At 58.4% G+C, this 13,905-nt stretch carries 8 protein-coding genes; all 8 read right to left on the bottom strand.

Annotation, left to right across the window (positions count from 1 at the left end; genetic code table 11):
• Nucleotides 1-98: 98 nt before the first annotated feature.
• Nucleotides 99-2,975 (bottom strand): TonB-dependent receptor, encoded by a 2,877-nt coding sequence (locus HY011_29420; protein MBI3427069.1) that lies wholly within the window; start codon nt 2,973-2,975, stop codon nt 99-101.
• 92 nt (nt 2,976-3,067) lie between these two features.
• Nucleotides 3,068-3,973 carry a creatininase family protein gene (locus HY011_29415; protein ID MBI3427068.1) on the bottom strand — a complete coding sequence of 302 codons (906 nt, stop codon included), beginning with the start codon at nt 3,971-3,973 and terminating at the stop codon, nt 3,068-3,070.
• 95 nt (nt 3,974-4,068) lie between these two features.
• Nucleotides 4,069-5,559, bottom strand: coding sequence for an SAM-dependent DNA methyltransferase (locus tag HY011_29410; protein MBI3427067.1), 1,491 nt, complete (start codon nt 5,557-5,559; stop codon nt 4,069-4,071).
• Nucleotides 5,560-5,713: 154 nt separating this feature from the next.
• Nucleotides 5,714-7,321 (bottom strand): restriction endonuclease subunit S, encoded by a 1,608-nt coding sequence (locus HY011_29405; GenBank protein MBI3427066.1) that lies wholly within the window; start codon nt 7,319-7,321, stop codon nt 5,714-5,716.
• Nucleotides 7,318-10,182: a DEAD/DEAH box helicase family protein gene (locus HY011_29400; GenBank protein ID MBI3427065.1), complete on the bottom strand. Its 2,865-nt coding sequence runs from the start codon at nt 10,180-10,182 to the stop codon at nt 7,318-7,320. Before HY011_29400 ends, HY011_29405 begins: the two co-directional genes overlap by 4 nt.
• A gap of 14 nt (nt 10,183-10,196) precedes the next feature.
• A complete protein-coding gene (locus tag HY011_29395) occupies nt 10,197-11,915 on the bottom strand; it encodes an ATP-binding protein (protein ID MBI3427064.1) in 1,719 nt (572 codons plus the stop codon).
• Nucleotides 11,916-11,984: 69 nt separating this feature from the next.
• A complete protein-coding gene (locus tag HY011_29390) occupies nt 11,985-12,989 on the bottom strand; it encodes an energy transducer TonB (protein ID MBI3427063.1) in 1,005 nt (334 codons plus the stop codon).
• 81 nt (nt 12,990-13,070) lie between these two features.
• Nucleotides 13,071-13,892 (bottom strand): hypothetical protein, encoded by an 822-nt coding sequence (locus HY011_29385; GenBank protein MBI3427062.1) that lies wholly within the window; start codon nt 13,890-13,892, stop codon nt 13,071-13,073.
• Nucleotides 13,893-13,905: the final 13 nt, after the last annotated feature.

The raw sequence follows: 13,905 nt of genomic DNA, 5'->3' as shown, positions 1-13,905 counted from the left end.
CATTCACCATTCTCAATTCATCATTCACCATTCCTGAGCAGGAAAAAGATAGGCTAGAAAAACAGCCGGGCAACCCAGACGTCTGCCCGGCTGTTTAGTTAGAAGCGCACACGGAATCCCAATTGAATCTGGCGCGAATCCAACGCCGACGGCGCGAATGACGGTTGCGCCGTGATGGCGCCTGTCGCATCCACCGTCGCCGTCGTGTTCAGGCCGTTGATGTTGGTGTGATTGAGCAGATTGATGAACTCGCCCAGGAAGTCCACGGTGAACTGCTCGTACTTAAAGAGGCTGCGCGCATAACGCATGTCGAGTTGCGCAATCTTCGGCCCGCGCAGCGTGTTGCGTCCGATGAACAGCGGGCGTTGCTGCGCGGCGGGCACGTTGGTGTCGCCGTTCAGCACGCGGTTGCTGCCCATATTGAAAGGATCGCCGCTGCGCGCCATCAGGATGAACGAGAGTTGATGGTGGTTGGCGAGATAAGACAGCGCCTTGTTGCTGATCGAAAACTCCGGTTGCAACGAACCGGCGAAGGTCAGCACGTGGCGGCGGTCACTAAATGAATTGCCGTAATCAGCGCGCCGGTTGGTCGTGTCTTGCGGCAGATTCCCGCCGCTGTCCAGCACGTTCTGTTCGGGCGCGTCGTCCAGCGCGTGCGACCAGGTGTAGCTGAGAAACCATTCGTAGCCTTTCGAGAGCCGCCGGTTGAGCGTCACATTCAAACCATTGTAGTTGGAATTGCCCACCGCTTCGGCAATCGAAATGTTATTGAAGCGCGTATCCACGCGGCCCGTGCCGAAGATCGGACGGCCATCGGCCAGCTTGTTCGCCGTCGCCACCAGATTGATGTTGCGGTAAACGGGGATGCCCGTGCCTTTGGTGTGCAGATAGATCGCGCTGAGGCCGAAGTTGGGCGTCAGTTCACGGCTGATTTGCAGATTGAGGTTGGAGGAATAAAACGTGCGGAAGTCCTTCGACACACCGATGATCGTTTGAATCGGCAACGAGAAACCCGTCGGCACGCTGGTGAAGACGTCCGGGAAGCTTGGCGCAAAGGCCGTCGTCGGCGCGGTGCTGACGTTGAAAAAGACCGGATTGCCGTTGCCGATAATCGCGCGCCGATAGACGTCGGTTTGCGGCTGGTCATAAAAGATGCCGCCATTCGCGCGAATCACGGTCTTCTGATCCTTGCCCAGCGACCAGGCTAGCCCCAAGCGCGGCGCAAAATTGTTTTTGTCCAAGCGAAATTCGCGCGACGGTTCGTAGGGCGCGTCTTTCGCCGCTGCGGGAATTTTGTAGAAGTCGTAGCGCACACCGTAACTGAGCGTCAGATTCGGACGCGCCTTCCACGCATCCTGCGCATACAGCGTGGTAAACAGCGAAGTGTAATGCAACGTCAGATTGCCCAGGTTTTGCGCAAACGTCGTGTAGCCTTTCTTGTTCGTGCCCGCGACTGCCGCTTGATAAGCCGGAATGCTGGGGAAGGTGTAGGTCGCCGAGGGCGCTGCCGTATTGTCGTCGCGCACATTGCGCAGCGAGCCGCCGAACTTCCAACTGTGCGTCCCCGCGTTGTAAGTGAAGTTGTCGGCGAATTCGGGTGTCTTCTCGACGAAGCGCGCGCCCGCGTTGGCGGGGCCGCCAAAGGTGGCAATGCCTGAAATCGTGAGGGTCGGCCCTTTGCCTGATCCTTCAAACGTTGTGTTGAGTTGATCGCGGAACGGCAGACTGAAGCGGAATTCATTCAACGAGCGATCCGTCAACGTCGAAATCAATTGCACACCAACCGCGTGGGCGCGGTCGCTGAACAGTGTCGTAGCGGATTTGAGCGTTGTGCCGCCGCCGCCGTTGTAAGGCTGGCTATTACGGAAGTAGTTGTAACGCACCGAGAGCCGGTGTTTCTCGTTAATCTGGTAATCAACTTTGCCGAGATAAAAATACGGGCGCTCGACCGTCGGCACCGGATCGCCGAAATCGGCTGACAAACCAAGCTGCGCGATATTCGCTGCCGTGGCCGTCACCAAAGACGAAACATCGTGCGACACGTGCTCGAATGCCGAGAAGAAAAACAGCCGGTCTTTTTTCACCGGCCCGCCGACGTTGACATATTCAGAATCGAGAAAGCCTTTTGGTTTGGTCTGGCCCGCGCGCAACAGCGATGGGCGCGCGTTGAGGTCTTGACGGCGGAAGATATACGCGCCTTCGCCGTGATAACCGTTGGTGCCCGATTTGGTGATGGCGTTAAAAACGGTGCCGGTCGTGTTGCCGAATTCGGGCGCGAAGCCGTTGTTGACCTGTTGAATCTCGCCGATGAAGGTGTTCGAGATGGGCAGCAGGCGGATGCCCGCGCGGTCGCTCTGGGTGTTGTTGCTGCCATCCAGTTGGTAATTCAGGCGGTCGGTAAAGCCGTTCGCGTTGATCTTGCGCGGCACGCCGAAGGTGTTTTGCGGATGGCCGCTGACATTCGGTTGCACCAGGATGAAGTTGTAAGTGTTGCGCGAAGCGAGCGGCAGATTGAGCACGGCATTGGACGACAAGGTCGAGCCGATGTCGGTGCGGCCCGGTTCGACGACCGGCGCGGCGGATGAAATTTCAACGGTGTTGCTGAGGCTGGCGACACCCAGCGCCACGTTGACGGTGGCGATGCTGCCCGCGTTGATAGCGATGTTGCTGCGCTCGACTTTGGCAAAGCCGGTGGCTTCGACGGTCACGCTGTAATTGCCCAGCGGCAAGGTGCCGAAGCGATAAAAACCGCTGCTGTCGGTTTGCAGCGCGCGCGTATAGCCCGTGTCTTTGCTGACGATGACGACTTTGGCGTTGGGGACGGCGCTGCCTGTTTGATCGGTCACCGTGCCCTCGATCTGGCCGTTAATGGCGGCTGATTGCGCGAATGTTTGCTGCGCGGCGGCAGCGATAAACAACGCCAGCGCCAGATACAGGGCGCGCGCGAACCAACGAGAGTCGTGTTTGGTGTCCATTCCTGTCACTCCTTCTGAATAGTTGGGTTTGATGTGTGTGTGAAACGTTGGCCGGACTTTACCACAAACCCCGGCCAGCACCGTAACCGTAGCTACCAATTGCCAGCCTTCTTTTCATTTTTCAACCAGTGTTCAATCAGCGCTTCCAGCCGTTTGGTGGCCGCCTCCACCAGCTTTTCGCCGCGCGCCCGCGAGATTTCGCTGAGCTTGCCCGAATAGCCCGGCCAATCTTCGGTCGCGGCCTTCTCGTGGTAATACGGCGTACCGTCCTCTGGCCGCGGCGTCGGCGGCAAATCCGGCGCGCGTCCAGCCTCGACGTTGTTGGATGCAAAGACAGCGGCGGATGACATCTCCAACGGCCCGCCGTGCCCGCGCCCGCCATTGCTGCCCGGCGAAAAGACGTTCAAGCTTTCGACCAGCGGAATCGAAAGCGTCTCCCACCAATTCGCCAGCAAAATGTCGGAGCCTTTCAACTCGCCCGCGACCTGTGAGATGGCCGCGCGCATCGGCGCGATGTTGCCGCTGTGCCCGTTGAGCACGAAGATTTTCTTGCAGCCGTTTTGATAAATGCCGCGCAGCACGTCTTCGAAATACATCGTCAACACTTCAGGCCGCACCGACACGCTGCCGCGAAACGCCGCTGTGTGCGCCGGGTTATGCGTGAACTCGATGCACGGGAAAATTGTCGCCTTGAATTTCGGCGCCAGCCGGTCGGCAAGACCTTTGGCCAGCACCGTGTCAGTCGAAGCCGGGCCGCTGGGGCCGTGATATTCGACGCTCCCGAGCGGGAGGATGGCGAACTGTGCGTTGCGGATGTGCTCTTCGATTTTGTAACCGATGACTTCGGCGAAGTGGCGGTTGGGTTCCTGAGTCGCAACAGGTTGCGACTGCACTACCACGGGACTTGCCGCAAGGCCCAGCAGTGGAAAGGCGGAAAGCCCGTTCAGGAAAGCTCGGCGCGGGATGCGCAACCGGGACAGTTTTGTTGTAAAACGCATGGTCTTCGTTCTCCTGGGAAAGATTGGTGTGTTGCGCTCATTTGAACCTGGTGCATGAGTTCACTCAATCGCGACGCTCACAGACGCGCTTTTACTTAGCCGGGACGCCGCAATTTCGCCGCAATCTTGGTGAACTGTTCCAAGGCCGTTTCCAGATCATCTGCTATCTCGGTCGCCAAAATGCCGGGCGCGGGCAGCGCGTCAGTGTCAGTCAGGCTGCGGTCTTTGATCCAAAACAGATCAAGGCTGAGTTTATCTCGTTTGAGCAGTTCTTCGTAATCGTAACAACGCCAGCGGCCATCCGGGTTTTGCGCCTGCTCGTAAGTTGCTTGCCGTTCGTGTTGCCTGCCTGGTTTGTAGCAGTCCACAAACTCATCGAAATCCTTCCGCTGAATGGGCGACTGCTTCAGCGTGAAATGCATGTTCGTGCGCAAGTCATGAACCCACAGCTTGTCCGTCCACGGCTCCGGGCGGCCTTCCTTTTTATCAAAGAAGATCACGTTGGCCTTCACGCCGGGCGAATACCAGATGCCGGTCGGCAGGCGCAGCAGTGTATGCACGCGGCATTTTTGCAGCAGGTTGCGCCGCACCTTTTCGCCCGCGCCGCCCTCGAACAGCATGTTGTCAGGCACGACCACCGCGCCACGCCCGTTGATTTTTAGCAGCGTGAAGATGTGCTGCACGAAGTTGAGTTGCTTGTTGCTGGTCGAAGTCCAGAAGTCTTCGCGGAAGATGACTTGATCGTCTTTTTCGGTGTCGCCCTCTTCGTTGACGAACAGCAGGCTCTGTTTTTTGCCGAAGGGCGGATTAGCCAGGATCATCGTGTATTCGCGGCTCCACGGTGCGGCCAGGCTGTCGTGTCCGGCGTGCACGACGACCCGGTCGCCGCCGATGCCGTGCAGGTACAGATTCATCGCGCACATGCGGCCCACTTTGGGCGAAAGCTCCATCGCTTCGACCATCTCTTCTTTTAGCGCGCGCAATTCGTCACGGTTGAGTTCCTTTCCAAATCTTTCCAGCACGTAGTTGTAGGCGGAAAACAGAAAGCCACCTGTGCCCGCCGCCGGGTCGCAGATGCGGTCGTCGGGCGTCGGTTGCATCACTTCGCAAATCGTTTGGATGACGGCGCGCGGCGTGAAGTATTGGCCCGCGCCGCGCGAAGATTCCGCCGCCGAACGTTGCAGCAATTCTTCGTAAATCGTGCCCTTCACGTCCACCGGCAGGCTCAGCCAGTCCACGCGGTCAATCAGGTTGACGATCAGTTGTTTCAGCAGCGCCGGGTTGTGAATTTCGCAGCGGGCGCTTTTGAAAATCACGCCGAGCATCCCGCCTTTGAAGGCCAGCTTTTCCAGTATCTCGCGGTATTTGTCTTCGAGTTTGCTCCCATCCAGTGACAGCAACACCTTCCAGCCCAACTCTGACGGGATGATAGTGGATTTGTGGTGCGGCGCTTCGGTAAGCTGGTCAGCCATCTTCAGGAAGAGCAGCAGCGTCAGTTGTTCGACGTACTCGAAACAGCTCAAGCCCGCGTCTTGCAAGACGCCAGCGTAGCTCCAGGCCCGTTTGCCAATTTGTGATTGATCCATAAATGATCCGGATAAGCGAGTGCGCGCGCGCGTAATTCCTGGGAGCGCAGTCCTTCCAGGCTGCGAGTCTCGGCAGGCACGCGCCTTCTTTTCCAAGTGGTCTTGCTCATTAGACCCGCAGCCTGGAAGGACTGCGCTCCCAGGGCTAATGCGCTTATGAATTCCGGGCGGCGCGTTTGCGCGGAGCTTTCGTTCGCTCCGTCTTCGGTTTGGTCGCCGTTTGTTTGGCGGCCTGTGCCTGGCGGGCGCGCTCTTCGCGTTCGGCGGCAATGCGTTTCAGCAATGCCGCAGCCGGTTCGTCGCGCGGGTCTTGCGGCACAAGCTGCCCCGTGAAGGCGTGGCGCAGAATGGATTGGCGCAACGCCTGCGCGCTTTTTAGCTTGGTTTCCACGTCGGCGGCGATGTGTTCGATGACGGAGAGTTGGTCTTCGACGATTTCGACAATTGCTTCTTGCTCCTCAATAGGCGGCAACGGAACAGGAGTTTCCTTAATGTCGCCTCCTGAGACCCCGGCTTGACCAGCGGTTGTGCGGATACGACCTTCAAGAAAGTTTCGTGATGCACCTACGTTCGCTGCGATTGAAATGAAATGAGGATTGGCAACTTCAACGCAGACCCTTCCACGAATTAGTTTGTCGGGATGAACAATGCTATCGCTAATCTCCGGCACTACCGCACACACAGCGACGAGCGACTTCGTGCCGTTGTAACGGGTAAACAACAAATCACCTGTTTGCACGAGGAACTCCGCGTAATCTTCAGCACACCCTGACAAAAAGCGGATGTCTTCTAGGTGAAGAGCAAGCGGACGGACTGAGTTAATGCGAAGAATTGGAACTCCGCTTTCCGCATCGGGCTTTAGTGAGTAGCCGTTGCGAATCTCGAAACAGAGTTGGTCAATCGTCACCCAGTACCAGCCCTCCGGCAACTGCGGCAGTTTGCTCGTATCCGGCGCGACTGGTTCTTTGTATTTCGCCTTCCAGTCTTTGGGCGGCTCTTTGCCAGCGGCGGCGAATTTGCGAAGTTGCTCTTGCTCCCAGCGGCGGCGGCGTTCGGCGAGGATGCGGGTGAGCAGGGCCGAGGCAGGTTCGGTAGCTGGATGCTGCTCGCGCCATTCGGCAGTCAACGCGCCTTCCACCGCCGCTTTCAGCACCGCCGCCCGGTAATGCGCCAGCTTCTGTTGCACCCGCTCCAACGCGGCGACGGCGGCATCAAGGTCGGAAAAGAGTTCGTCTGCTACTGATGCAATGCGTTCTTGTTCAGCCAATGGCGGCAGTGGAAACTGAATTTTGGCGAAATTCACGCGCGAGATACGCTTGCGAGTCGAACCGCTCTGAAGCGCGGCAACGAAATGTCGCATCTGCGGGGTATTCAACTGGTGCATAAGCCAACGTGAGTTGATTGAACTGGCGAGACGAACAATGCACACGTCAACAACGGTCACGCTTGGCTTCGAATCGCCAGGGAAAATACAAACACGACCAAGCGGATCAGGCATCCGCGCAATCAGCAAGTCACCGGGCTGAATATAGGTGCAACGTAGTTCAGCCGCTTTCGCTGAGGTTAAATATCGGTTTGATTTGTCTCGGTAATTCCCATCACCGACATCTGCAAGTTGAATCAACCGGACATCACCCAACGGATCTTGGTCTTTCGACTCAACCCAATCACCGTCACAAAAAATGCCATCATTGCCAATCAGATCGCCGATTCTGGCGCATGTCCATCCTGGGGGCAGGATGTGTCCATTCGTGTCGCTCATGCCACCAGCCTTTCATTCAACTCCGCCAACAACGGCTTGAGCTGGTCGCCAAACAACGCATGCGCCTTGCCCAAACTGCCGTGCTGGCCGAACCAGCCGTCTTCGAAATCCTCCGGCTCGATGCTCAAACTGTTGGCGATGTGTTCGGCCATGCGGTCGAGCCATTCGCGCTGTTCGGGCGTGAACGCCGTCGCGGCCTCGCGTTCGATCAACCAAGCCTGATACCGCTCGCGCAACTCGTCGGCATACGGCACCAGCGTCAAGGTGGGAATCAGCGCGTGACGCACCAGGCTGACCAGATCGGCCAATTGCGAACCGCCCAGGCCGCGCACCCGGTCGCTTTCGACCGCTTGAAACGCGCGCCAAAGCTGTGTCGGCGTAGCGTTGAGCGGCGGACGCGCCAGCGCCTCTTTCAACTGCCGCAGGTCTTTGAGCGACAGACGGAGCGGGCGCGTCCCGCTCCACAAGATTTGCAGCGCCGTCAGTTCGTCGCGGTGCTCGGTGATCCAGCCCCGGAAGTCCTGCACCTTGGTCTGCGCCTTCTCGACGGCTGAAGCGTCAAACCCGGCGTAAAGCACTTCGTCGAGCGTGTGCCGATCCAGCGTCTGTTCGTTCTGCGTGCGGATTTCCAGCAGGCGGCGGCGGAAGGCGGCTTTCAGAAAGGGCGTGACGGCGGCTTGCGCCAACTGTTCGGCGGCGGTCTGAAGCTGCGCTTGATTCGGCTCATCCGTCACGCCCGGCATTTGCTGCGCGGCTTCAAGCTGCGCGTCAGGCGAAACGGCGTGTAACAGATCGTGCGCGAGTTCGGGCAACGCTTTGCCGCCAGCCAATGTGCGCAACTCGGCCAGTTGTGGCGCGCTGAACTCGCGTTGCAACCGCGCCAGCCGTCCGGCCAGCGTGGTCAACGCATCGGGATCGAGGCCGCCCTGCCCGACGTATTCCAGCAACTCTTTCAACGAAGCGGACGGCTGGCGGTTGAGCGTGCAGGATTCGGACTTGTCCTGTTCGCACACGCCGACGGCATCCACGATGATGAAACGCTCTTTGGACTTGGCCTTGCTGGTCACTTCGCGGAGTTTGTCCACCGAGATGACGCGCACGCCGCGCCCTTTCATCTGCTCAAAGAAGCCCGCCGACTTCACGTTGCGCATAAAGAAAACGCATTCGATGGGCTTCACGTCGGTGCCGGTGGCGATCATATCCATTGTGACGGCGATGCGCGGGAAATAGCTGGTGCGGAAGTTGCCCAGAATCTCATCCGGCGTCAGGCTGGAAGTTTTGACCCATTCGGTGACTTCCGACTCGGTGCCGTCTTCGTTCGGCACTTGTTTCGTCACGCGTGTGAAACCGGTGCGATAGGTGATCTTCTCGCAAAACTCATTGCCCTGGGCAAAGACCTCGCGGGCGATGCGGACGATGTCATCGGCGTGCGAATCGTCTTTGGCAAAGATGAGCGTCTTGGGCACTTCGATGCGGCCTGTGGCGGGGTCGCGCCGGTCAGGAAAGCAGGCGGGCAAAGTGCCGTCGCGGAAATGCTGAATGACCGTGCGAAGCTGGCTTTCAGAAACGACATCGCGGTCGAGTTGATTGGCGGTGTAAGTCAAATCCTGATTGAGCAATTCCAGCCGCTCGGCGCGCGTCAGCTTGTGGCGCTTGTCCACATACACGCCGGTCTCGCCCGCCTCGATGGTCGCGCCTTGTGCGGTGACGCGAGTGCTGATGCGGTACACATCGAAATCCACATTCACGCCGTCAATGACCGCCTCGTCGTGGCCGTATTGCATCACCAGATTCTGCTTGAAAAAGCCGATGGTCTTGCCCGCAGGCGTCGCGGTCAATCCAATCAGGAACGAGTCGAAGTAAAGCAGCACCTGGCTCCACAGTTCGTAAATGGAGCTGTGGCATTCGTCCACAATGACGAAGTCGAAAAACTCCGGCGGAATGCCCGCGTTATAAATCACGTCGGGCGGCTTGCCCTGCCAAACCTTCGCTGTGTCAAAGCCGGAGCCTTCCTCATTGCCCGCGTCGAATTCGGCTTCGCCTTTCAGCATTGAGTAAAGCCGCTGAATCGTGGTGATGACAACCTTGGCCGCCGGATTGATCGAGTTCGTTTTCAGCCGCTGGACGGTATAAAGCTGCGGGAACTTGCGCGGGTCATCGGGCGGCTCGAAGTTGGCGAACTCGTCTTCGGTCTGTTTGCCCAGATTGCCACGGTCTACCAGAAACAGAATGCGTTTGGCGTTGGCAAATTTCAGCAGCCGGTAACAGATGTTGGCGGCGGTGAAGGTCTTGCCCGAACCGGTCGCCATCTGAATCAACGCGCGCGGATAGGCGTCCGCCAGCGACTCTTCCAAATTCCGAATCGCTTGAATCTGCGCTTTCCAAAGGCCGGTTTCCTCCAGCGGGGGAAGTTGTTTGAGCCGAGCACGTAGTTGCGCGATTTGCGCAATCCATTCCGCCAGCGTTTCAGGACGCGGGAAGTTGAAGATTTGACGGCTGCGCGGCAACGGGTCAAGCCCGTTGGTAAACTGGATCACCGCGCCGTTTGATTCAAACAGGAAGGGTAGTGGGCGACGATGCGCCGGTAGGTTGTCAGGTAATCCAGCGGCGTATTTGGCCGATTGCGCTTCGACGCCGGTCAGCGTTCCTTCGGCTTTGGCTTCGATTGCGCCGAGGGCTTTGCGGTCGAGATAAAGCAGGTAATCGGCGAAGCCGAAACCGCTCTTCATCGGAAACTCACAGACCGCGATGCCGCGCCCGGCAGTCAGGTCGAGGTCATCGCGTTCTTGCACGAGCCAGCCAGCGGCTGCCAGTTGCGTGTCTATCTCTCGGCGAGCTTTCTGTTCAGGTGTTTCTGGCATAGCGCTCTGGCAGGTTATTGCCGCATTAACCGCAGGGCGTCAATCCGCACACCCATCTCCGCGCTCGTCATCTGCTTGAAACGTTCTGGCAGCATCGAACGTGACGTCGCCTCGCGGGCGGCAGCCAGTTCCTGATATTCAATGGCTTGTTCATCGCGCGCCGGGGTGAATTCAAAGGCCGCGTTGGCGAGATCGTCTTGCGCGATCTCTTTGCGTCCGGCCAGGCGGGCGAGGCGGCGGGCGCGGATCAGGATGGATTCGATGTCGGCGCCGGAAAGGTGCAGTTCGTTTTGTGTGATCGGCATCCAGTCGGTGATCGTGTGATTGAGTTTGAGCTTGCGCGTCATAGCTTCGGCGATGGCTTGGCGGTCAGCGGGCGTTTCGGGATAGAAGAGCGCGATATGCTCTTCGCAACGGCCCTGACGTTTGAGGTCAATCGGCAGACGATCGGGGCGCGAGGTCATCAGAATCCATAGAATGCGTCCGCGATTTTCGGTGTTGCTCATGGCCGCCGCGATCTTGGAAAAGACGCGGCTGCTGGTGCCCGAATCGCCGTCGCCTTCGCGGTTGCCGAGCGCGGCGTCGGCTTCGTCAATCAGCACGACGATGGGCGCGAGGGTTTGCAACAGGTTCAGAATCTTTTCCAGATTGGCTTCGGTCGAGCCGACCCATTTGTCGCGGAAGTTTTTGAACTCGACCGCGTTCAGGCCGCAGTCCTTGGCGAAGCATTCGGCGAGAAACGTCTTGCCGGTGCCGACCGGGCCGCACATCAGAATGCCCATCGGCGCTTCGTCGGTGTTGCCGCTCTTGATGGTTTGGGCGATGTCGCGCAGGTAATTTTTTGCGCCATCCAGCCCGCCGACGCTGTCGAGGCCGTGGCGCGGCGTGACGAATTCGATCAGGCCCGCGCATTCGGCTTCAATGATTTCTTTCTTCTTCAGGCGCACGTCCTCGTAGGTCAGCCCGTCATCCGATTCGCGCGCCGCGCAGAGCAGCGAACGCGTGTGCACCAGATTTAAGCCTGAGGTCAGCGCGGCCAGTTGCTCCTGCTTCATCTCGACTTTGCTGATCGGATAGTTCTTGAGGAATTCGCTCAAATAAGCCAGCCGTTGCGTTTCGTCGGGGTAGGGGATTTTGACCAGCGCCAGCCGGGAGTTTTCGCGTATGCGCGGATGCACGTCGGTGAAGGCTTCGGCAATCAAGATGACGATGTTGTCGGTGTCGAAAAGGCGCGCGCTGGTCAACCAACGTTGCAATGAAACGAGTGCGGTGCGGTCTTCGCCGGAGAGACTGCTGATTTCGCCCGCCGGTAAAATCGTTTCAGCGAAGTTGAGCACGACGGCGACGCGTTCGCCGAAATAGAGAAAGCGTTCGATCAGCGGCAACGCGCGGCCCGCGTCGTGCGGCAGTTGGCTGGCGTTCTGCCCGCTGGTCTGGAGGCCCAGCAGCGGATCGGCCACGCGCTGCTGGGCGACGAAGGCGCGCATCGTTTCGTCAGAGTCGAAGGTGATCCCCTCGCTGCGGTTGTATAGCACGATGCGTTTGTTGCCCAGCAATTCCTGTTGCAGAAAGCTGAGCAGCGAAACATAGCCATGGCGCGTTTGGCTGAGATCGTAAACGTTGTGGTGCAGCAGGAAGTGGTTCGCCTCGCCCGCGCGGTACTTGCGCGCGAGTTCGGCGGCCCAGGTGGGGAGTTGTGCGGCGGTGTTGAGCGAGTGGGTGGTGGTGGGCATAAGCAAGCTCGGAGTCGCGGGAGCGCTGGGGCTTCAAGCGCATTGCTCCCGCGCTCCCGCTTACAAATGTCAGTTGGATGATTGTTGTTTGGGTGCTGCTGGTTTCGTCTCAGGTGCAGTGAAGTCAAACGTCAACAGCCCACTGATCTGGTCTTTGTTCTCGGCAAACAAAGCCGGCGAAAATTCCCATTGCCGCGCTGCCGCGACGGCGGCGCCATTCATTTCCGGCAAGGTTGAATTGTGCGTCAAGGCGCGCACCACTTTGCCGTCGGGCGCGATTTCGACGCGCACTTGTATGCGCCCGCTGAAGCTGGTCTGCTTTAGGGCGGCTGTCAATTCCGGCTGCACCTTCTTTTCCGCCGCGGTCACGAGCACGGCGGATTGCTGTTCGTTGAACACGCGCATGGTTTGGGCCGGGCGTTCCAACTCGACCGAAAAGGCGCAGCCGATGTAATGATCTTCGTCGGCGAAAGCAGCGGTTGGCAGGCCCTTGCGAATAAAGTCGGCATAATCCTTGTCGCTCATTTTGAGGCGCGGGGCGGCAAAGTAATAAGTCATGCCGGACTCGACCTCCAACGGTTGCATGGAAAGCGTCAGCGGCGTGTTGCTATTCACCATATGCAGGCCGATTTCGGAAATCAGCGTAGTGCCGGGGGTGACGCCATCGCCGGGGCTGTAAGCGCCGAAAATTTGAATTTGCAGAGTGCGTCCGCCTTGTTGGGCAAACGTGATGATGCCCGGTTTAGCGGTGCGGAACACGCGCAGGCTGGCGGTTTGCAGCAGCGCCAGGTTCAGGCCCGGATAAGTTTTCCGAAAAGCCGCCAGCCACTTCTCTTCATCAGGCAAGCCCGCCGTTTTCATGCGAAAGACCTGATCGCTGACTTCGGGAGAGCCGCCTTTCTTGGCGCTGAGTTGAAAGATGCGCGCCGTGACATAAATGGGCGCGGTGGCATCAGGCATTTGGTTTTGCGCGGGTTTGTCCTGCCCTTGTGCAAAACCTGGCAGCAACAGCGCTAGCGCCAAGAGGCAAAAGCAGGCATGAACATGAAACGGATTCATTTGACGATATGACATAAATACTCCGTGGCGTTAGTGCGGGGAAAAAGAGCGGGGACAGTGAAGCGGCGCCGTGCGGCGGCTTAATCCAAGCGGCTCTCACTGACGTTCGGCAGCCAGCGCCGCACGCACCGGATTGAAGCTGTCGAATTGGCTCATACCGGTGGCCGTTTGCGACAAAATGTCTTTGGTGACTTCAATCGAAGAGAGCAGCGTGTCGAAATCAAGCGATAAGATGTATTCGGGCGAGGGCATCGTCACCACTTGATCGTTTACCAGCCCGAAGAAGTTTTCGATCATCTGCAATTGCGCCTCGACCCGTTTCACACTGCGTTCAATGTCATCGAAGGTTTGCAAGCGGCGGCGCAGAATCTCGACATTCTTTTCGTGCAACTGCCTGGTGGCGTCATCAGCCATTTGGCAGGAGCGTTCAGCCTGGCGTACTTGATTCTCGACGGCTTGGCGATTGATCGAACGCAGATGATTTTTGCGGCGGCGGTATTCATCCAGCAGATCAACGAACGCCTCCCAGGTGTTTTCCAGTTCGCGCAGTTGCGGCGGCTCTTCGCGCAGGCCGGAAAACTTTTTGAAGTTGCTGCCGATCTGCGTCTTCATCCAGCTTAGATATTCGACAGCCTCGCGCTCGCGCGGATCGAAGGTTTTGATCAATTCCAGCCGCTCTTTCTTGCGTTCTTCCGTCAACATGCCGCGCGAACGTTGATCCACCAGGCGGCGATAAAGACTGGAAGCGGGAATGGTCGCCAGATACGCGCCTTCGGCCACCAACGCGCCGCCCAAGACCCAGGTCGGATCCACGCCCATCGTCATTGCATAAACCGCGCCCAGCCCGGCCAACAACAAGCCGCCAATGTTGACCGGCTCTTTCAGGGCCTCCTTGATGTAGGAAGATTTGAATTCCATCTTTGTCGGTAGT

It is taken from the genome of Acidobacteriota bacterium (assembly GCA_016196035.1).
Classification (GTDB): Bacteria; Acidobacteriota; Blastocatellia; order RBC074; family RBC074; genus JACPYM01.
Note: the sequence above shows the minus strand (reverse complement) of the source record. Positions and strands in the feature narration are given on the sequence as shown.

Bases quoted from the DNA above. Each gene is read 5' to 3' on its own strand.
- HY011_29405 (MBI3427066.1), bottom strand. From the start codon at position 7,321: ATGAGCGACACGAATGGACACATCCTGCCCCCAGGATGGACATGCGCC.
- HY011_29420 (MBI3427069.1), bottom strand. From the start codon at position 2,975: ATGGACACCAAACACGACTCTCGTTGGTTCGCGCGCGCCCTGTATCTG.
- HY011_29390 (MBI3427063.1), bottom strand. From the start codon at position 12,989: ATGTCATATCGTCAAATGAATCCGTTTCATGTTCATGCCTGCTTTTGC.
- HY011_29415 (MBI3427068.1), bottom strand. From the start codon at position 3,973: ATGCGTTTTACAACAAAACTGTCCCGGTTGCGCATCCCGCGCCGAGCT.
- HY011_29400 (MBI3427065.1), bottom strand. From the start codon at position 10,182: ATGCCAGAAACACCTGAACAGAAAGCTCGCCGAGAGATAGACACGCAA.
- HY011_29395 (MBI3427064.1), bottom strand. From the start codon at position 11,915: ATGCCCACCACCACCCACTCGCTCAACACCGCCGCACAACTCCCCACC.
- HY011_29385 (MBI3427062.1), bottom strand. From the start codon at position 13,892: ATGGAATTCAAATCTTCCTACATCAAGGAGGCCCTGAAAGAGCCGGTC.
- HY011_29410 (MBI3427067.1), bottom strand. From the start codon at position 5,559: ATGGATCAATCACAAATTGGCAAACGGGCCTGGAGCTACGCTGGCGTC.